The 20,259-nt window shown below is 38.6% G+C and carries 12 protein-coding genes; 9 read left to right on the plus strand and 3 right to left on the minus strand.

All coding sequences use genetic code 11. The features are described 5' to 3' along the window. Positions 1-76: 76 nt before the first annotated feature. The 6 genes from NEOC65_RS05285 to mfd all read left to right on the plus strand — a co-directional run bounded on the left by NEOC65_RS05285 (position 77) and on the right by mfd (position 12,530). On the plus strand, positions 77-1,036 hold the full coding sequence (locus NEOC65_RS05285; protein WP_213155986.1) for a hypothetical protein: 960 nt from the start codon (positions 77-79) through the stop codon (positions 1,034-1,036). 381 nt (positions 1,037-1,417) lie between these two features. Beyond that, positions 1,418-3,391 (plus strand): coiled-coil domain-containing protein, encoded by a 1,974-nt coding sequence (locus tag NEOC65_RS05290; protein WP_213155987.1) that lies wholly within the window; start codon positions 1,418-1,420, stop codon positions 3,389-3,391. A 141-nt stretch (positions 3,392-3,532) separates the two neighbouring features. Then, positions 3,533-5,323: a coiled-coil domain-containing protein gene (locus NEOC65_RS05295; protein ID WP_213155988.1), complete on the plus strand. Its 1,791-nt coding sequence runs from the start codon at positions 3,533-3,535 to the stop codon at positions 5,321-5,323. 171 nt (positions 5,324-5,494) lie between these two features. Beyond that, on the plus strand, positions 5,495-5,764 hold the full coding sequence (locus tag NEOC65_RS09975) for a CPBP family glutamic-type intramembrane protease (protein ID WP_502710271.1): 270 nt from the start codon (positions 5,495-5,497) through the stop codon (positions 5,762-5,764). Positions 5,765-6,052: 288 nt separating this feature from the next. Further along, positions 6,053-8,701, plus strand: a complete 2,649-nt coding sequence (gene alaS, locus NEOC65_RS05305) for an alanine--tRNA ligase (RefSeq protein ID WP_213151550.1) — start codon at positions 6,053-6,055, stop codon at positions 8,699-8,701. A gap of 532 nt (positions 8,702-9,233) precedes the next feature. Beyond that, complete coding sequence (mfd, locus tag NEOC65_RS05310; RefSeq protein WP_213151548.1) at positions 9,234-12,530, plus strand: transcription-repair coupling factor; 3,297 nt, start codon at positions 9,234-9,236, stop codon at positions 12,528-12,530. A 130-nt stretch (positions 12,531-12,660) separates the two neighbouring features. Here mfd and ruvA read toward each other — a convergent pair whose 3' ends face one another. Genes ruvA through NEOC65_RS05325 form a run of 3 tightly spaced genes read right to left on the minus strand, consistent with a single transcriptional unit; the run spans position 12,661 to position 15,842 of the window. Further along, positions 12,661-13,266, minus strand: a complete 606-nt coding sequence (gene ruvA, locus NEOC65_RS05315; protein ID WP_213151546.1) for a Holliday junction branch migration protein RuvA — start codon at positions 13,264-13,266, stop codon at positions 12,661-12,663. A 20-nt stretch (positions 13,267-13,286) separates the two neighbouring features. Continuing rightward, positions 13,287-13,784 carry a crossover junction endodeoxyribonuclease RuvC gene (gene ruvC / locus NEOC65_RS05320; protein ID WP_166155887.1) on the minus strand — a complete coding sequence of 166 codons (498 nt, stop codon included), beginning with the start codon at positions 13,782-13,784 and terminating at the stop codon, positions 13,287-13,289. A gap of 9 nt (positions 13,785-13,793) precedes the next feature. Next, positions 13,794-15,842 (minus strand): coiled-coil domain-containing protein, encoded by a 2,049-nt coding sequence (locus NEOC65_RS05325; protein WP_213155989.1) that lies wholly within the window; start codon positions 15,840-15,842, stop codon positions 13,794-13,796. 119 nt (positions 15,843-15,961) lie between these two features. Between NEOC65_RS05325 and waaF the strand changes: the two genes are divergently transcribed. The 3 genes from waaF (at position 15,962) to NEOC65_RS05340 (ending at position 20,257) form a co-directional block, all read left to right on the plus strand. After that, a complete protein-coding gene (gene waaF / locus NEOC65_RS05330) occupies positions 15,962-17,026 on the plus strand; it encodes a lipopolysaccharide heptosyltransferase II (RefSeq protein WP_213155990.1) in 1,065 nt (354 codons plus the stop codon). 655 nt (positions 17,027-17,681) lie between these two features. Further along, entirely contained in the window at positions 17,682-19,037 is a 1,356-nt protein-coding gene (locus NEOC65_RS05335; protein WP_213155991.1) for a UTP--glucose-1-phosphate uridylyltransferase, read from the plus strand. A gap of 221 nt (positions 19,038-19,258) precedes the next feature. Further along, positions 19,259-20,257 carry an NAD(P)H-dependent glycerol-3-phosphate dehydrogenase gene (locus NEOC65_RS05340; RefSeq protein ID WP_213151532.1) on the plus strand — a complete coding sequence of 333 codons (999 nt, stop codon included), beginning with the start codon at positions 19,259-19,261 and terminating at the stop codon, positions 20,255-20,257. Positions 20,258-20,259: the final 2 nt, after the last annotated feature.

A 20,259-nucleotide genomic window follows, 5' to 3' on the forward strand; every position in this document is an offset into this window, starting at 1 on the left:
ATAGAGATGCCTATTAAAGATTGTTGGGTAATGTTCTAGACTCTAGCCACAATTTAGTAAACAGGCAAGAAAAAATATGAATCCTATTGCTGTATATCGAAGTTTACAAGATGATTTAATGCATGATAAAGTTTTAGGGCACTTTAATCTTTCATTACCAGTAAGGGCTACCTTAAAAATTTGTACGGTCGTACATTGGGTTTGGTGGCTACAGCGCAAGAAAAAGCTTTGCACTTCACAAACAATTGTCCCTGCCGCTTTAGGAACTTTAACAGATTTTGCTCTTAAATTTACTCCTACATGTGTGGAAAATACTATTCGCGGAATAGCCAAACTTATCCTTCTTGCCACCCGCATTGATGAATGTTTTCAAAGAATTGGCGCTTTATCGAATGCTTTTACCGAGTTAAAAGAAGCTATTAAAGGCAATTACTTTCCTCATATAGAGCCTCAATGGGCTAAAAATCCTGACTCTATGTTTTTCTCCATTAAGACAAAAAATCAAGCAAAATTAAGGATAAAAAACCTAGAAGCCTATTGGCGTCGCCTTTATTATTGTACTCTCAATGTATTGGTTAAAACTTTTAATTTAAGCATGCAATTATGGGACACCTATCATGCTTTTATTTATTCCCATGATGATGTGCCTGAAATGTATGTGAATGGGATCGCCTGGTTTAAAAAGCTAAGAAAAAATAAAGAGTATCTATGTGCAAAACTAGAGCTGTATCAACCCGTCATCCAAAAGATTTTTGATCTAGTAAAGTCCGATATCACCGCTGAAGATCTTATAAAATCCACCAAAAACATAGGAGTTAAAGTCATAGATACAATAGATAAACTAGAACAAACGGCCACTTTGGCAGGAGAAGCTATTGTTACAGCTTCAAAGAAAACAGCAAGCACAGTGATTGAAATTAAAAGCAAATTACTATGCCAAGGCTTAGTAAAACCTTCTATCCATACGCCTTTTATCCTTAATAAACGTCCGCGGCTCTTTTGGCCAGATAAGATGCTTCTAAAACAAAAGATGTAGGAAAGCGTAGCTTTTGGTTATCTATCCAAGCAACTACTAATAAAAGTCTCTCAATTATTAAGCAACTAGCGAAAACACTCATATTGGCTTTTAATTTTGTAATCCCTCTAGATATAAAAAGCTATTTCATCAACTTTTTATCAAAATTTTTATCTTTCTTAAACGACAAAAATTAGAACTTATTAGCAATTGACAATTAAATGCTTAAGAAAAAAAAGCAATCTATCCCTCCTTCGTTAAAGTTTATAACCCCATTAATTTTTCACCTTTTTTATTTGTTTAAAATCAAAGAATAAAATATAAAAACAAAGCTAACCCTACTTTCAATTGTAAAGTAAGGCATTTTCCTTATTTACCAAATGATTAATAAAAGGTTTTTTTATGATTAATTTAGACTCTAAAGATCATGTAGATGCGGATTTCAATATGATAGTTTCAGAAGCTGATTTTAAAGCTTTAGTTAATAGAGTAGATAAACAAGAAAAAAAGCTTTATAAATATAAAGCAACAGTAAGAGAATGTAAAGCAACAGTAAGAGAATGTGACAAAAAGATTGATGACCTTCTTGCTACCCTCATAGTAAGAGATGAACAACTCCTGAAGGCAAATCAACGAGTAATGGCATTGGATGAAAAAAACGAGATGCTTAAAAACAATGTTAAGATTTTGGCGGCTGAAAATCATCAATTGAAAGATAAAGATAGGGAAGCGCTAGCAACGATTAAAAGAATTGAAGCAGAAAAAGATAAAGCGTTAAGTAGAAATAGAGAATTAGAAGAAAGCCTTGCCTTATTAACAACACGAGAAGAAAGCCTGGCTAGAGAAAATCTTAGCCTTAGAATAGATAAAGATAGCTTAGAAGCAGACAAAACTAAACTTGAAAAAGAAAGAGAAAGTCTTTTAGAAGACAGAGATGCCTTAAGAGCGGCTAAAGCAAAACTTAAAGAAAACCGCTGTTCTCTTTTAAATGATAATGCTCTTTTAACACTCGCTAATCATCAGCTTAAAGAAGAAAACGAGAGCCATCTAAACGATAAAAACAATTTAGCTACAGCTAATCATCAACTTAAAGAAGAAAATGAGCGTTATCTAAATGATAAAGACAGCTTAGCTGCCACTAATCATCAGCTTAAAGAAGAAAATGAGCGTCATCTAAACGATAAAAACAATTTCGCTAAAGCTATTCATCAACTTAAAGAAGAAAATGATAACCTTCTAAATGATAAAGACAGCTTAGCAGCAACCAATCATCAGCTTAAAGAAGAAAATGAGCGTCATCTAAACGATAAAAACAACTTAGCAACAACCAGTCATCAACTTAAAGAAGAAAATGAGCGTCATCTAAACGATAAAAACAATTTAGCTGCAGCCAATCATCAACTTAAAGAAGAAAATGATAACCTTCTAAATGATAGAAACAATTTAGCTGCCACTAATCATCAGCTTAAAGAAGAAAAAGAAGCTGTCGAAAATGATAGAAACAATTTAGCCGCAGCTAATCATCAGCTTAAAGAAGAAAAAGAAGCTGTCGAAAATGATAGAAACAATTTAGCCGCAGCTAATCATCAACTTAGAGAAGAAAATGACAACCTTCTCAATGACATAAATAAACTGTTAGTTGATATCCATCAAATTGAGGAAGAAAAAAAAGCTATTCAAAGCAATAGAAATAACCTGTTGGTAGCTAATATTGAAAGTGAAAACAAAATAGAAGCGTTAGTAAATGGTAAAATTAGACTTGCGGCAGAGAAGAAGGTACTGGCAAGAGAAAATAAACGTCTTTTATCTCATCAGGTTAAGTTGGAAGCAGACACTCATCATTTTGTAGAAGAGAAAGCAGCTCTACAAAGTGACAAAAATATATTAGAGATAAAATTACGAATATTAGATTGGCAATTACAAAAGCAAACTGATAAGGAGCAAGAAGTATTAAAACTGATGAAAGAAGGGGGCCTACCGCTTCAGCCAACTACCACCTTATCTGTTGCCGTCAAGCATCTGTTAGGTGCGAATAAGGAGTTATCATTAATTGCTGAAAAAACAACGTTGGCGCAATATAAGATTAAAGAAATAGGAGATAAACTTGCTACCCTTAACATGGTAAAAGCCGATTATACAGCGGAAGAAGTTCTTGAAAAGCTAAATAGTCTTTTTGAAGATTACCAAGCCTTTATTAAATACCAATCTGCTTTATGTAAAGAATTAGGTCTACCAAGCAATGCTAGCTTAAAAACAGTATTAGACAAAATGCAGGAAAAAAAGATGTGTAAGAAAAGCGGTATAAGCGCACATTTTAGTAGATTAGCCAGATCTACTCTTTGTCTTTTTTCTTTAGGATTTGCAAATATTGTATAAATGTTAGTAAGAAAGTAATATTTTTATCATGGATTAAGAAGCTAAGTTTATTTGTAAACTTTCTTACCCAACAAAAAAGTTATCAAATGAGCTTGCTTCTTTTGACAAATTATATAAAAGTTTTAAAAATTGAGGTAGATTATGGGAGTAAGAAAAATTCTTTCGTCTGATTCCGATTCTGATTCGGAGGATTTTTTAGAGGAATTTAACGCTCGTCAAAGATATCAGGATGCTCGGCTCCTGCATGCTAATGCAAAATTATTACAATCTGAGCAGGATTTGATGATTGCAACGGTAATGCATCAGCTAAATAGCATGGAACGTGAGCAAAGTGAAAGAGAACGTTTATCTCGAACTAGTGTTGTACATTTACAGACCGAGGAATTAGAAATAGAGGTTGAACAAAGACAAGAAGAGGGACAAGAGCTTAGTAACCGGGCTGATAAACTTTTAGAAGACTTTTGCCTTATAAACGAAGGACTGTCAAGAATTGAACAAGGACAAATTAAAATCCAAGAAGGCCAAGAATTAATAATTAACGATCAGGCAGAGCTAAGACAATCTTTTCAAAGAATAGGGGAAGAACAATATCTTATCCGTAGAGATTTTCAAAATCTAAGAGAGTCCTTTCAAGAAATAGGACAAGAACTAGAAGTCATTAGCAGAGACTTTGGAGATTTTGAAGAGTCTTTCATGGAAATACGCCAACAACATCAGCTAAGGCGGAATGAACAGGCAGAGATAAAACAAGCTTTTCAGGAATTAAAGCAACAACAGCAGCTAAGACGGAATGAACAGGCAGAGATAAAACAGGCATTTCAGGAATTAAAGCAACAACAGCAGTTAAGGCTGAGTGAACAAGCAGAGATAAAACAAGCTTTTCAGGAATTAAACCAACAACAGCAGTTAAGGCGGAATGAACAGGCAGAGATAAAACAAGCTTTTCAGGAATTAAACCAACAACAGCAGTTAAGGCTGAGTGAACAGGCAGAGATAAAACAAGCTTTTCAGGAATTAAAGCAACAACAGCAGTTAAGGCTGAATGAACAGGCAGAGATAAAACAAGCTTTTCAGGAATTAAAGCAACAACAGCAGTTAAGGCGAAATGAACAAGCAGAGATAAAACAAGCTTTTCAGGAGATACGGCAAGACCAAGAACGCTTACATAAAGGTTTTGCAAGCTTGCGAGAATCCTTCCAGGAATTAGAGCAGCAACATCAGTTAAGGCGATATGAACAGGCAAAGATAAAACAAGCCTTTCAGGAGGTAGGACAAGAACGAGACGTTATACGTAGAGATTTTGCAGACTTACGAAAATCCTTTCAGGAAATAAGGCAGGCCCAAGAACGCGTACATAGGGATCTTGTAGGTTTGCGGGAATCGTTCCGAGAAATAGAGCAGCAATTCCATTTGCTACGCAATGAGCAGACTGAGATAAAACGAGGCTTCCGGAAAATAGGGCAAGATCAGCAACAGCTGGCCATAGAATTTGGAAGCTTGAAAAACAATTTTAAAGAAATGAGGGTAATAGTTGAAGAGCTGATAAAAAAGTTTATTCCTCCCCATACTCAAGAAACTCTAACTGCTGAAGAACTAGCAGAAAAAGAAGAAAAAGAGGCGAAATTACTTACCCAACATTATATGCATGATTGGCAGGAAAGAATAAATCGTGAGAATGGAAAGGAAAATTCTTTTATTAAAGTGGAAATGAAAGAAAGTGAGGGAATTTTACCCCAAGCGGAGGAACAAGAAATACCCCAACTAGATCCAACCAGAAGCTATTCATTGCAAACCGTTAAAGCTAGCTTTTTAAAAAAAGTATGGGCAGCTAAAGAATATGCTCAGAGCTTTTTTATAAAGCTAGCATGCTTAGCTACTATAGCTTCAGCAGGCATAGCTAGTTTCTTTGCTATAGGTGCTATGATGGCATAATTAAGTAAAAATCCAAATAAAGGAATATTTAATTTCTTGTTAGGAAAGCTACTGGGTTAATCCTAGCAGCTTTTTTTTAAGGATAATCCACTCATGCAAAATTGTCTCAATGCATTTTTCTTGCATACAGGAAACTAGACTTTTCAAATTCCGTAGCCAATCTTGCTGCTCGTGTGGCTTCCGTATTTTTTGCATCGATTATTTTTTGGCCTTATGCATTTTATTAATGCTATTTTCTGCTGCAATCCTGTTGCTTTCCTTCCCCAAGTAATTTTTGCCACCATGAAAGGGCTTGTATGGGTCCTTATTAAAGAATTTACAGGGAAATTGTATAGGGCAATTGGCATGCATATTGGTGGCAATACCTTAGGCTGGTCTCAATATATAAAGGCATCTTGTGACCGAATTTTGGATCGCAAAATTTCAGCTTTAAACTATTGAGAAACTAAGCGTTTCTCCTACGATAACAAAACTTTTGCTAAACCAAGTTGGATTCATTATGTGGTAATATTCCGCCCAGCCCAAGCAATTCCTGTCCCTTACGTAAATCAATTTCATTTCCTACGCAGTTTAAAGGCTGCAGGCTAAACACCTTCTTAATGGCAAAGAACAGAAAAAATGTGAAACCTTTATCTTTTAGCTTACCATCTTTTCGAAAACTAATCCGCTAGAAGGAAAAAGCTTTCTTAAGATATAATCTTTTACTTTTTCATCCATCAGGAATTTTCAATGCTTACTCAAGAAATTCGTCGCCAATTTCTCCATTATTTTAAAAATAAGCAGCACTCTATAATTACCTCCTCCCCTGTAGTGCCTCATGATGATCCTACTCTTCTTTTTACCAATGCAGGCATGAACCAATTTAAAGACGTTTTCTTGGGCGATACTATACGAGATTATAATCGAGCGACTACGGCCCAGAAATGTATTCGAGTGGGAGGAAAACATAATGATCTTGAAAATGTGGGACATACCGCGCGGCATTTAACATTCTTTGAGATGCTCGGCAATTTTTCCTTTGGCGACTATTTTAAAGCAGAAGCTATTCAATTTGCCTGGGAAGTTTCTACTCAAGTTTTTGGGTTTGAAGCAGAACGTATCTGGCCTAGTGTCTTCCGAGAAGATGAGGAAGCTTTCGAGCTTTGGACCCAGTATGTCCCTACCCATAAAATTACTCGTCTAGATGAAAAAGATAACTTTTGGGCGATGGGAGAGGTAGGACCTTGTGGACCTTGTTCTGAGCTATACTATGATCGAGGGCCTAAATATGGCAAAGCTTCTAAGCTTAGTGAAGATAGCGAAGGAAGTCGCTATCTTGAATTTTGGAATTTAGTCTTCATGCAATATAATCGCTCATCGCCCGAGCAGCTTACTCCTCTACCTAAGCCATCGATAGATACCGGAGCAGGCTTAGAACGCGTGATTAGCCTAAAAATGGATGTAGATTCTGTCTTTGAAACAGATGTGTTACGTAGCTTAATCGCTCAAGTTGAGCAGGTCTCAGGCATTCCTTATGACCCTGCTAATCCTCATCTAGCCCCTGCTTTTCGTGTGATTGTCGACCATTTGCGCTGCTTAGCTTTTGCTATAGCCGATGGGGTTCAGCCCAGTAATATCGACCGTGGATATGTTTTAAGGAAGGTTTTAAGGCGTGCTGTACGCTATGGTCGTATGTTAGGGATAGAAGATCCTTTTCTAGCTAAAGTACTTCCTCGGTTAGTTGAAACGATGGGCAGCGACTATAAAGAATTGCAAAGAGGACACAGTCTTATTGCTGAAATTTTAACAATAGAAGAAGAAGCTTTTTTCCGTACCTTACGCCGAGGTGGCAATATTCTTAATCAAATCATTGATAAAGCTCAAGCCAGCAGCAAAAAAATTACAGGTGATGAAGCTTTTAAACTTAAAGATACTTATGGCCTGCCCATGGAAGAAATCCTATTGATTGCTAAAGATTCAGCTCTTACTGTTGATGTAGAACGCTATCAAATTTTAGAGCAAGAGGCTAAAGAACGCTCCCGTAGCTCTCAAAAAGCTATCCAACAAGTAGCTTCAGAAAATCTATACGCAAGTTTTACTGAAAAGCATGGCCCTACAAAATTTGTAGGCTATCAGCAACAACAGACCTTAAGTAAAATTCAAGGTATTCTCTACAACGAACAATTTGTCACCTCCCTAGAAGAAGGCCAGGAAGGCATTATTCTTCTTGACCAAACCCCCTTTTACGCAGAAATGGGTGGACAAATAGGAGATTTAGGAGTTATTAAAGGAGATCATAAGCTCTTTCAAGTTATTGATTGTAAGTCCCCCTATAAAGGTATTATCGCCCACATAGGTAAGGTAGAAAAAGGTTGCTTGACCACAGCGGATACCTTGACAGCCACGATCGACTTAAACCGGCGTCAAAAGATTGCTAACAACCACACAGCTACCCATCTTCTACATTGGGCTCTTGCTCAGGTATTAGGAGAGCACATCAAGCAGGCTGGCTCAGTAGTAGATGCGGAACGCCTTCGCTTTGACTTCAATCATCATAAAGCTTTGACTCATGAAGAAATCCTAGCTCTTGAGGATCTGATTAATGCTAAAATTCGTACTAATCAAGCCGTCAAAGGATATGAAATCCCCTATGAAGAGGCGCAAAAAAGAGAGGATATCAAACAATTTTTTGGGGAAAAATATAGTTCTCTCGTGCGAGTTGTGGATATAGACTATTCTAAAGAGCTATGCGGAGGCACGCATACTAATTTTTTAGGCACTATTGGTTATTTTCGTATCGCCAAAGAAAGCAGCATCGCTGCGGGCGTGCGACGCATTGAAGCAGTTACGGGGGCAGAAGCTGAAGCTCTCACTCGTGAAACAGAAAAAACAATCTTAGAGAGTGCAGCTTTACTAAAAATACCACCTGCTAAGCTAAAAGAAAAAATAGAAAAGTTATTAGAAGAAAATAAGCAATTATCTCAACAGCTAAAAAACCTCCAAAAAACCCAAAGAGAAAAGCTTGTCCACTCTCTTTTAGAAAAAATGGAAAAACTTCCTCAAGCTAACCTGGTTGCATCCCAAGTTGATCTCTCCCCTGAGGAATTGCGCTTATGCGCTGAAGACCTTATGGCACGCTTTAAATCAGGCGTGTTAATCCTTGCAGCTTCTTATGAAGAGCGCTGCCAATTTATCATTCGCGTAACTGAAGATTTAGTGGCCCGAGGCATCCAAGCTTCTGATATAGTCAAGAAGATTGCCCCCACGATTGAAGGTAGCGGAGGAGGCAAGCCTGGCAATGCCCAAGCAGGAGGGAAAGCCCCTCATAAGGTTGAGCAGGCCTTAGCACAAGTACGTGAAATGCTTGGAGATCGACCTTTCGATAAAAAAGTTGGCTGAGAAGAAAATATTTTCTCTCGCTCATTTTACTTTCCACAAGCTGCTGATAGGCCTAGCTTCAAAGGTCGCCCTCCCTTTTTTTCTCTTCACTGTCCTTTTTGTGCAGCTGTCCCCTTGCGCAAACTGGTTACCTTTGTAGTTTTTTAGTCCCTCTACTTCATCCTGCCCTATTTATCTAGTGTTTAATCCTCCCTTGCCCGCTCCCATCTATTTTCAATAGGCTCTCTTTCAAAAAGATATCCTCAATAATCAATTAAAAATTAACTTTTTATAATCAGTTGACTATAATATTTTTTTCCTAATAAGCCTTTTAAGGTTTTAAATTTATGGACTTTATCATCCAGATATTCCCTTTTTACCTTGTGGCTTTTTATTTCTTGAGAACTCTTCTTTTACAAAATTTTCCTATGCAGATTGAGCGCTCTCGGCTATTCATTAAACTTAAGGCCAATGAGGAATTAATACTGGTGCAAAAAAGCCTATTTAAAGTGTATCTTATTTACTTTCTTTACCTTCTTCTTGAGGCAAAACAGTGTTTAAAGAAATAATCAAAAGTGAAAAAATTCAAAAGCTTGAAGAAGCTTTAAAAAATCATGATTCCATTCTTATTGAAGAAACATGGAATGCAGCCAAAGCTTTTATAGCCTCTTTAGCCAAGCAAGCCACTGGCAAAAACATTCTTATTTTAACAGGGGCTAGCTTAGAAGAGACCCGCTTATATCACGATTTTCCATTTTTTGCTGGGCAATCCGCTATTGAATTTCCCGCTTGGGAGACTTTGCCCTCTGAAAACATCGCACCTAGCCCTGATGTAGTGGGCGAGCGGTATAAAGTTTTAGAACAGCTAATGCAACAAGAAGGCCCTCACATTATTCTTTCTGGCTTGCAAGCTTGCTTGCAACGTCTGATCCCTCCCCAAAAATTTAAGCAGCTCTACATGCACCTGACCCTCCAAACATCTATTCCTTTTGAAATTTTTACAGAGCGCCTAGTGAGCATGGGGTATCAAAGAAGAGCTGTAGCTGCGGATAAAGGAGAATTTGCAATTCGCGGCGGAATTATTGATATTTTTCCTGTTTCTTCCCCTGATCCTTTTCGACTTGATTTCTGGGGAGATGAAATTGAATCCATCCGCATCTATGATCCTATTGGGCAAAAGTCTATCCGAAGTGTAGAAAAAATAGAGATTCCACCTGCTAAAGAGTTGGAATTATTAAAACCTGAGCCTCATCTATGCACACTCTTGGATTATTTAGGTCCTGAGACTATCGTGCTCTTTGATGATATACTCGCTTTAGAAGATCGTTATGCTTCTCTTGTCAATATTTGTGGTAGCTCAACGCCTACTTTTTGCAGCATCGGACAATTCATGGAAGCGATGGCCCCCCTACAAAAAATCTTTCTTAGTCAAAATCCTATAGAAGAATTGAGCGAAGTTCGCATCCTTGATAAAACTTCTACAAATTATTATTCTAGACAGGCTCCTCTCTACAAGCTCTCTTTTTATCTATTCGCAAGCGAATTTCAGGCTCGACGTTGGTCTCATCCTTTCATTCCTCTTAGTCATTTCCTGTTGCCTGAGCAGGCAGAGAATGCGGAGATTAACGGCCAAGAAATTCTCTTATCCCTTTCTAAGCTTGGGCGATCAGATTATCATCTTCATTTTCTTTGTGCCACTGCCTTAGAAGAAAGTAATCTAAAAAAACGCCTTCATGAGGCTAATATTACCCTTCCGGAAAATACTTTTTTCCACCTTCACTACTTATCTAGCGGATTTGTCTTAGAAGATCAAAAGCTGATCATCTTACCTGCCACCGAGATCACGCATCGATATAAAATTCGCCGACAGAAACAGCGCAGCACTTATCATACTACCCCGATGGAGAGCTATGATTTATCTGCAGGAGAGCTTGTGGTGCACCTCAATAATGGGATCGGTAAATTTATTGGATTAGAAAAACGCCCTAATCTTCAAGGGACACTCAGTGAATATTTTGTCATTGAATATGCTGACAACGCTAAATTATTTGTCCCTCTTAATCAAGCCTATTTAATTAGCAAATATATAGGAGCTAATGAAGAAATTCCCAAACTGCATCATCTAGGCAGCAGTCGTTGGAAGAAAACTAAAGAAAATACTGAGCGGGCTATCATGAGCTATGCGGCCGATCTTTTAGAGCTATACGCTAAACGCTCTATGAAAGAAGGCCATGCCTATTCGGAAGACAGCCCAGATATGCAGGCTTTCGAAGAAGATTTTCCTTTTGTGGAAACTGAAGATCAACTAGCTGCTATTGCTGCCATTAAAGCTGACATGCAAGAAAAAAAATGCATGGATCGCCTGATCTGTGGCGATGTGGGATATGGGAAAACAGAAGTCGCTATGCGTGCTGCTTTTAAAGCAGTGGTTGACGGTAGCAAGCAGGTGGCGGTCTTAGTTCCCACCACCGTGTTAGCCATGCAGCATTATGAAAATTTTGTTGAAAGAATGAGCAGCTTCCCTATCAATATCGCCGTCCTGTCTCGCTTTCGTTCCACCAAACAGATGAAAGACACCTTAGAGGGCATTGCTAAGGGCTCTGTCGATATTGTTATTGGTACCCATCGTTTGATAGGCAAAGATGTTATTTTTAAAGATTTAGGGTTGGTTATCATTGACGAAGAGCAACGTTTTGGTGTTAAAGCTAAAGAACAGCTGAAAAAAATTAAAAACTCTATTGAATGTTTAACGCTTTCTGCTACGCCCATTCCACGCACCCTTTACATGTCACTCATCGGAGCACGCGACATGTCTATCATTAACACTCCCCCTCAAGATCGCTTGCCTATTACTACTCTCATCACGGAATCTAATGATGAAACACTTAAGAGTGCTTTATTACGTGAATTATCTCGTAATGGCCAAGCTTATCTTATCCACAATCGTGTAGAATCCATCTATGAGTATGCCGCTCGCCTCAAAAAACTTTTACCCCACGCTCGTATTGTAGTAGGACATGGACAGATGAGCAGCCAAGAAATAGATGCTGTTTTCCATGCTTTCAAAAGCGGCCAAGCAGATATCTTGGTAGCTACGACAATTGTAGAAAACGGGATTGATATTCCTAATGCCAACACTATTTTAATCGACCGTGCCGATACTTTTGGGCTAGCGGATCTATACCAATTGCGTGGCCGAGTAGGCCGATGGAATAGAAAAGCTTATGCTTATTTTATGGTTCCTCGTCTACGCTCGTTGCCAGAACTTTCGCGCAAAAGGTTGAATGTGTTGATGGAAGCACAAGGATATGGTGGCGGTATGAAAATTGCTATGCGCGATCTTGAAATCCGCGGGGCAGGAAATATTTTGGGCCATGAGCAATCCGGACAGGTAGCCGCTATTGGCTTTCATTTATATTGCAAGCTACTAAAAAGAACTATTCAGACTTTGCAAGGTAAAATATCCAGCCTGCTTGTGGATACTAAAATGGATTTTCCCCTGCTAGACGCACGATTGCCAGAAGAATTTATTAATGAAGTCAGCTTACGCATGGAAATTTATCAAAGACTAGGAGAAGCCATCACCCACGAAGAGGTAGAGGCTATCTGGGAAGAAATTAAAGACCGTTTCGGAAAACCTCCTGAAGCTGCTAGCTGGCTATATCATCTTACAAAAATACGTGTATACGCTTCTACCCACGGCTTTACTCTTTTAAAGCTCGATAAGTTTTCTTTAAGCTTAGAGCAGCAGAAAGGTAAGCAGACAAAAAATAAGCGAACGCTAATAGGTCCCTTTAAAAATGGTGAGCAGCTGGAGAGCAAGGTTATTCAAGCTATGCAAGAGATGTAAAAAGCAATTTAAGGAAATCCCTTGAGAGCTGGCCCTTAACATGGGAGCTTATTTTGCCATCTTTATATAAGCTCTGCACACATACGGACGTTAAAGGTGAAGAAATATATAAGCCTAAAAGGTTGTTTTTTTATACATTCTTAAGAGCAGCAGTAATCAATTCACTCAACTCAATCGTTTCAGGCAATTCTTTCAAGCATTTTTTAATAGCTTGTTGGGCAATCAGTTGATTGTAACCTAGATTGATCAAAGCGCTCATCGCATCTTTAATCTTCTGAGCCTGGGGGTCGGTTGAGGGATAGACAACAGGCTCTTCAGAATCAGGAAGCAGTATAGCTGGAATTTTATCGCGCATTTCTATCATCAAACGTTCTGCAGTTTTCTTGCCAATGCCTGGAACTTTGCTGATGGTAGCTATCTCATGATTATGAATAGCCCGCTGCAGCTCACGCCCTGATAGATGACCTATAATGTTTAAGGCCATCTTTGGCCCTACGCCTGTTACATTCATTAAAGCTTCAAAAAGCTCGCGATCTTCGCTATTTAAAAATCCATATAACGTCTGGGAATTTTCTCTAATGACAAAGGCAGTGTAAAGCAAAACATCTTCCTGTAGGGAGGGAAGCTTTGCAAAAAGATTTGCAGGAATTAAGATTTTGTAGCCTATACCACCACTTTCAATTACAGCAAATAAGGCGGTCAATTGCGTTAAAGCTCCTTTTATATAAGCTATCACTTCTCACCTGTTATTTAATATTAAATTTCCGCTTCATAGAGACTCTTACATTGGGCCGCATGGGCATGGCAGATTGCCAACGCTAAAGCATCCGCAGCATCCTCCGGCTTAGGAGGCTGAGCGAGCTTTAAAAGAAGTTGCACCATCTTTTGCACTTGTCCTTTGCTAGCGCTTCCATTGCCTACCACCGCCAGCTTAGCTTTAGAAGGCGAATATTCAAAAATAGCAATCCCTTTTTTCTTGGCTGCTAAAATTGCAATTCCTCGTGCCATTCCTAGCTTAATCGCACTTTGCACATTTTTACTGACATACTGCGTTTCCACGGCAAGGGCCTCAGGGGAATACCGATGAATAAGAGCCTCTAGTGCATTAAAAATAACCAGATAGCGCTCTGTTAATTTATAATTAGCGGGCGGGCGTATACACCCATAATCTAGAACTTGATAAACATTTCCTAAAACTCTAATAATGCCATATCCTGTGATGCGCGTGCCAGGATCAATTCCAATAATTATCACAAATATCCTTTAATCAAATAAATTTTGGCGTAAGGGAGAAGAGGCAGGCCTTGCATCAAACAAAGAAGGCTGCGATTCCAGTTGCTCATCAGGAAGAGAAGAGTGCTCATCATTTAAAGAAATCTGCGCAGACGCCTCTTCCCATTCAAGAGGTCTCTTGGGTGTAACAGTCCCCCCAGAAAGCTCGCCTTGCGATATAATATCCTGAGCCCCTATCACATGGCTTAAGCTAGCCAATAAGCTATGCATCTGCTGCTGCTTTTCTTCTAAGGTTTTAAGATTTTCCTCCGCCTGTTGGTATTTGGCTTCCCATTGGGCTACCTGGCTCTCAGTCGCTCGAATAGTTTCCTGCAACAGGTGTTGAGTTTTACTTTCCTGCATTAACTGCTGTTCAAAAGAGTTTTGCCTTTCATTCATTTTGATTTTAAGCTGATTTAAATTTTCTTCTAGATCAGCAATCAGGGATTTTTGCTCTTCAATTTTTTCATTAAGAAGGGCAACCTCTTTAACTTTTTTACCCAAATGCTGTTGAGCTACTTTAATGCGCGCATCTTGCTCCTCTTGATAACGAGTCATTATAGATAGAGTATCTTCAAGTCTGAATTTTTCTTGAGAAAGATAGGTAATTTCCTTTTGATCGGCTTCTACTTGCTGTTCTTTTAGCTTAAATAAATCTTGCTGCTGCTGTAAACTGCTTTCAAGCTCTTGAGAATGCTGCTGTTTTTGCCTCTCTGCCTCCAACTGCTGTTCATGCAGCAAATTCTCTAATCGTAACAGCTGCTCTTTGAAATCATTTTCTTTTGTTGAGATTTGCTCAAGTTTGCATTGGAGGGCTTTATTCTCATTTTGCTGGGAGGCTATAGTCTCTTCACCTTGCAACACCTTATTATAAAGAGCTATTTTTTCGCTTACGGCATTCATATAGCAGCTTTCAATTTCTTTAGCTTCCCGCATACCTTTAGATAAATCTTCCTTAATGAAGATGATCTCCTTTTCTAACTGATTAAAAAGCTGGTCTTTCTCAGTCATAGAGGTTTCTAAGTGCATTTTCTCATCTTTAATTTTATTAAAAGCTTCTCTTTCTTCGGCTAATTTTGTTTTAAGAGAGCTAAATTGTAGTTGCAAAGCATGAATTTCTTCCACTAATTCCTGTTTCTCAGCCTTTTCATTGTTTAAGGCCTCTATCTGCTGGTGGATGCGCTTCTGTGCTACCTCCAATTGCCCGGTAAGATTAAAAACAGCTTCTTCGGAACGTTGAAAATCTTCTCTTAGCTGATTGAGCTCTAAATAAGCTTCTTTGGATCTTTCGTGCAGATGTTTAAGTACGCGCTCTAGTTGAGTAGAGTGCTTTTGGATTTCGGCAAGCTTTTTAGCTAAAGCATGATTTTCCATCTTTAAAGCATGGATATTTTTGGGCTCTTGCTCTAGCTTTGTCTCCGTGCCTAGCATATCCTCTTGCCGTCTATCGTGAGTGGGTTCTTCCTGCATTAGCTCATGAATCTTTTTTTCTTGTTCTTGTACGACTAATGTCAATTTTTCTAGCTGTTCTTTCTGCTGTTGATTTTGCAATAAGGCTTCTTGATAAGAGTCTGCTAACTCAGAAGATTTATGCAAAACAGCTTGATCATTCTCCTCTTTTTGCTGAGCTTCTTTTAAATCGGCTGCTAATTGATCATAAAGAGCTTTAAGGCTTTTTTGTTGCTCTAAAAGAGCTATATTTTCTTGAGTAAGCTTTTTATTATGTAAATGTAATTGATAAGCTAAGTTGCTTTCCTGCTTATTTCTCTGATGGACATTTTCATCTGCAACTGGGCTACTTAAAACATTTTTCTTTTTGTACCTAGCTAACATATTCTTCAAATTATCCACGCTTTCCTTTCTTTTATAAGAAAGATTGCTAGAAGGTTTGAGGGGATCATTTTCTGATAAAAGCATAGTTTGTTCTAACTTCACGTTTTGAAGCTCCTTCTCCAGTTCATTAGCTTTATCCTTTTCAAAAGCAAGATTTTGAAAGAGCTGTTGAGGCTCTTCATCTGAGTAAATGTGACGGTTGCTCAAAACTTACCTATTAAGAAATATTTGGACAGACACCTATTTTTGCTCTATAGTATATTCCTTTTATACTTAAGTTTCGCTTTATAACTCAAGAGATGCATAACCAATTAAGGTTAAAAAGCATGAAAACCCCTTATTTCCCCTGGCTCTCTAGGCCTCCAAAAAATATTATCGTGAGAATGCCAAATTGGATAGGTGACGCTGTCATGGCCACTCCCCTATTAACCGATTTAAGAAGGCAATGGAAAGAGGCTAAAATTACAATTATATGCCAAACGCCTATCGATAAGGTGATTCAAAACAACCCTCATATTAACTCTATCTACGCATTTAAACGTCCTACGAGCTGGTTAGACAAGCTTCATCATGTGGAGGTGATCGATTTTTTGCAAAAAGGCCAATATGATTTAGGTCTTCTTTTAACAAATTCTTTCTCCTCAGCTTGGTGGTTTTTAAAAGGAAAAGTTCAACATCGCCTTGGATTTGCTGACGGGTTTAGAAGCCTTTTGCTAAATAAAGCTATATCATTTCCGAAAAATAAGGAATTCCAACATCAAGTTATTACGTATAAAACGTTACTCGGCCCTTTAGCCATCCCCCTTTCCTCTACACCGCCCCAGCTTTACGTAAGTACGCAAGAGCTCCAAGAGGCTCATCATTTTCTACGTAGCTGCGGGCTTGACCTTCAAAAAAACATTTTGGTAGGCATTAATCCTGGAGCAGCTTATGGCTCGGCTAAATGCTGGCCACCTGAGCGCTTTAATAAATTAACGAAAAAATTATTAGAAAACCCTAATGTTTTTATTATTTATTTTGGCGATAGTAACGGGGTTTCGGTGGTCAACCAAATATGCCAAGACTTACCTAGCCGTGCGATTAATCTAGCAGGACGCACATCTATTCGCGAATTGATCGCCCTGCTAAAATGTTGCTCTATCTTTCTTACAAATGATAGCGGGCCTATGCACATGGCTGCTGCTTTAGGTGTACGTTTGCTAGCACTGTTTGGCTCTACGAATGAGATAAAAACCGGTCCTTATCCGCAAGGGTTGGTGATTCATAAGCATGTCGAATGCTCTCCTTGCTACAAGCGTGTATGCCCTATTGATTTTCGCTGCATGACCAAGATCGAGGTTGAGGAAGTCTATGCACAACTTGAAAGATTGTTAAAAGAAAATAGCTGTTGATAAAAAAATAGCCTTTATTAACCTCTTCTTGAGGCTTTCCTTAGGGAATAAGTCTAGAAAAGGTTGTTAACAATTTATCGATTCATTTTCAAGAATGCAGCTCTTAAGAAATTAGCTTGGCATAAAATAATAAGCTGCCAAAATGCTGCTTCTCCCTTAACTTTTAAGTTTTTAGGAGAATTCATTAAATATTTAGCAAATTTTTCTTTGCGTTTTGTGTTTTCTTAAGAAAGGAAACAGGAAGGCTTTAAACGATTTTTAAGAAAAAAAGCGCAAGATAAGCGCTAAAGATCGTTAAAATATAAATCAGATAGACCTAATTCTTAATGGCTCTATCAAGCTCTTTTAAGACTTTTTCCCTCTATTTTTTTAAAATGTGTCTAAAAATGAGCTTTAAGCTAGACATAAACGCAAAAAACTTCCCAGAGTCTTGCAATAAATTAAAAAATTTAATTAATTTGACTTCTCAAGAAATGGCTCTTGAAAAATTCTGTGGCCAAAGAATAAACTATTTTTCTTATCCGCGCTAAGGTTAAACCATGTAAAGATAATAATTCGTCAAGCTACTTGCTCCCAGTATGCCTTCAAATTTTTGAGACTACACGATAAAAGAGAATGATCATGGGTAATAATTTTATTTTTAAGGAATATATGCATGAATTATGAAAGGGCAATAGCCAAGCTCAATAGCATTCAACAACCTCACCTCCTTAACTATTGGCATGAACTTAATGAAGGAGAAAAAAGCTTTTTATTGCAACAGATTGAAAATTTAGATATCGATACTTTTCATGAGCAACAAGCTGCAATTAACGCGCTCTTGCTTTGCGACATTTCTGTCGATCCTTTTCTAGATTATCAAAAAGTGGGCTCTTTAGAAAATGCATTACTTGGTAGAGAAGCGATCGAGCAAGGACGCTTGGGATGCTTAATTGTAGCTGGAGGGCAAGGGACACGCTTACATTTAGAGGGACCTAAAGGGTTATATCCTATTAGCCTCATACGCCATAAAAGCCTTTTCCAGTTATTTTCTGAGAAGATTGTAGCAGCAAGCAAGCTGGCTCTTCGCCCTCTCCAGGCAGCTATCATGACATCTCCTCTTAATCATGGGATGACCGTGGCCTATTTTAAGGCCCATGCGAATTTTCAATTAAGAAAAGAACAGCTTGATTTCTTTACTCAACCCATGCTCCCCTTTCTAGATGATGCGGGTAACCTTTTCTTAGAAAAAAAAGGGTTGCTAGCTGAAGGGCCCAACGGCAATGGAGCCTGCCTGCATCAATTTTGGCAAGAAGGTCTCTTAGCTAAATGGAAGGAAATGGGCATTGAGCATTTAAATTTTGTTATGATTGATAATCCCTTAGCCGATCCTTTTGATGCTGAGCTATTAGGTATGCATATTCGTAATCAGAATGATATCACTATCAAGTGTACGCTTCGAGCAGATCCAGAGGAAAAAGTAGGGGTTATCGTCAAACAGCAGCAAAAAGTTCAGGTCATTGAATATACTGAATTTCCCGAAAATGAGCGCTATGCCAGGCTATCCGACGGCTCCCTTAAGCACCCCTGTGCCAATATCAGCTTATTTTGCATCAGCCTATCATTTATTGAAAAAATTTGTAATAATAAAAGAAAAATGCCTCTCCATGCTCTTCACAAAAAGGCACCTAGCTTAATCGATGCGGCCCAAAAAGGATGGAAATTTGAGCATTTTATTTTTGACATTTTTCCTCTTGCTGCTAAAATTCAAGCGCTACTTTACCCACGCGAAAGGTGCTTTGCTCCTCTAAAAAACTTGAGGGGTCAAGACAGCCCTACTAGTGTCCAGGATGCCTTGCAAGCTAGAGATCGACAAGTATATGAAGAGCTTTTTAGCAAGAAAGCTCCTTTGGCTCCCTTTGAGCTAGCACAAGATTTCTACTACCCTCTTCCTTCTTATGTGAACCAATGGAAAAACCATGCTATGCCCCCTGAAGGCTACTTAGGAGAAACGGGATGCTTGGATATTTAAAGCCCTCATTCCACTTTACCCATCTCTTCAAACGCTTGGTTTCACCCTTCTTCTACAATCAATTTCATTGGGAAGAGAGACAGGTTTTTTTAAATTTTTTACTAGCGTAGGGATTAGCGATGAGGAGAAGTAGGCTTTTATTTGCCAACCGAATAAGTCTAAACTACAATCAAAAGCAAAAAATTGATAATTTTATGAAAGATATAACTTAGGTAAAAATTATGAAAGTAGGATTCTTAGGAGCCGGAAGCTGGGGGTATAGCCTGGCATCACTATTAGCTTCCAAAGGATATCAATTAATCTCTTGGAGCGCACGACCTGAGCTCGTTAAACATTTAACGGAGAAGCGTGAACATCCTTACTTGCCAGGCCATACATTCAATGGCAACATGAAATTTACAACAGATATAAAAGAGGCCTTGCAAGGAGCTGATATGCTTGTTGAGGCTGTCACCTCAGCAGGCATTCGCCCTGTCTTTGAACAAGTTAAAAGGCTAAAACTTCCTAAATGCCCTATCGTTATTACCTCTAAAGGAATTGAGCAAAATACAGGGCTTATTCTTCCTGATATCGTCGTAGAAGTGTTAGGAAGAGATACTCGCAAGCAAGTAGCTTTTTTAAGTGGACCTAGTTTTGCTCAAGATGTTATACGAAAATTGCCCACTTCTGTCGTTGGCTCTGCTTATGATCCTGAAGTGATGCGCCTTGTTACCGATACTTTTACCACTCACACTTTTCGTGTTTACCCTAATCCTGATATCCACGGAGTAGCCTATGGCGGAGCCTTAAAAAACATTATCGCTATTGCCTGCGGCATGGCTGAAGGATTAGAATTAGGCCATAGTGCTAAAGCAGCATTAATGACACGTGGCTTGCATGAGATTCGCAAGCTCGCTGTTGCTAGAGGCTGTAGGGCTGAAACATTAAATGGCTTATCAGGAATGGGTGACTTATGCCTAACCTGCAGCTCCTTGATGAGTCGGAATTTTCGTTTTGGATACCTTTTAGCACAAGGCTTATCCCCCCAAGAAGCAGCTGTTAAAATCGAAATGGTTGTGGAAGGAGCCTATACCTGCGTCTCCACCTTACAACTTAGCCATCAGCTAAATGTAAGTATGCCTATCACTGAGATTGTTTATAAGATTATTTACGAAAGCCTTGCCCCCCAGGAGGCTGTTAAAGCTCTCATGCAAAGAACCATTAAAGAAGAACATCTTTAAAA

Origin of the sequence: Neochlamydia sp. AcF65, from assembly GCF_018342435.1 — a bacterium.
Classification (GTDB): domain Bacteria; phylum Chlamydiota; class Chlamydiia; order Chlamydiales; family Parachlamydiaceae; genus Neochlamydia.

What these genes read in the sequence shown, in the direction of transcription:
- NEOC65_RS05285 (WP_213155986.1), top strand. Translation starts at nt 77, where the DNA reads ATGAATCCTATTGCTGTATATCGAAGTTTACAAGATGATTTAATGCAT.
- NEOC65_RS05290 (WP_213155987.1), top strand. Translation starts at nt 1,418, where the DNA reads ATGATTAATTTAGACTCTAAAGATCATGTAGATGCGGATTTCAATATG.
- NEOC65_RS05295 (WP_213155988.1), top strand. Translation starts at nt 3,533, where the DNA reads ATGGGAGTAAGAAAAATTCTTTCGTCTGATTCCGATTCTGATTCGGAG.
- alaS (WP_213151550.1), top strand. Translation starts at nt 6,053, where the DNA reads ATGCTTACTCAAGAAATTCGTCGCCAATTTCTCCATTATTTTAAAAAT.
- waaF (WP_213155990.1), top strand. Translation starts at nt 15,962, where the DNA reads ATGAAAACCCCTTATTTCCCCTGGCTCTCTAGGCCTCCAAAAAATATT.
- NEOC65_RS05335 (WP_213155991.1), top strand. Translation starts at nt 17,682, where the DNA reads ATGAATTATGAAAGGGCAATAGCCAAGCTCAATAGCATTCAACAACCT.
- NEOC65_RS05340 (WP_213151532.1), top strand. Translation starts at nt 19,259, where the DNA reads ATGAAAGTAGGATTCTTAGGAGCCGGAAGCTGGGGGTATAGCCTGGCA.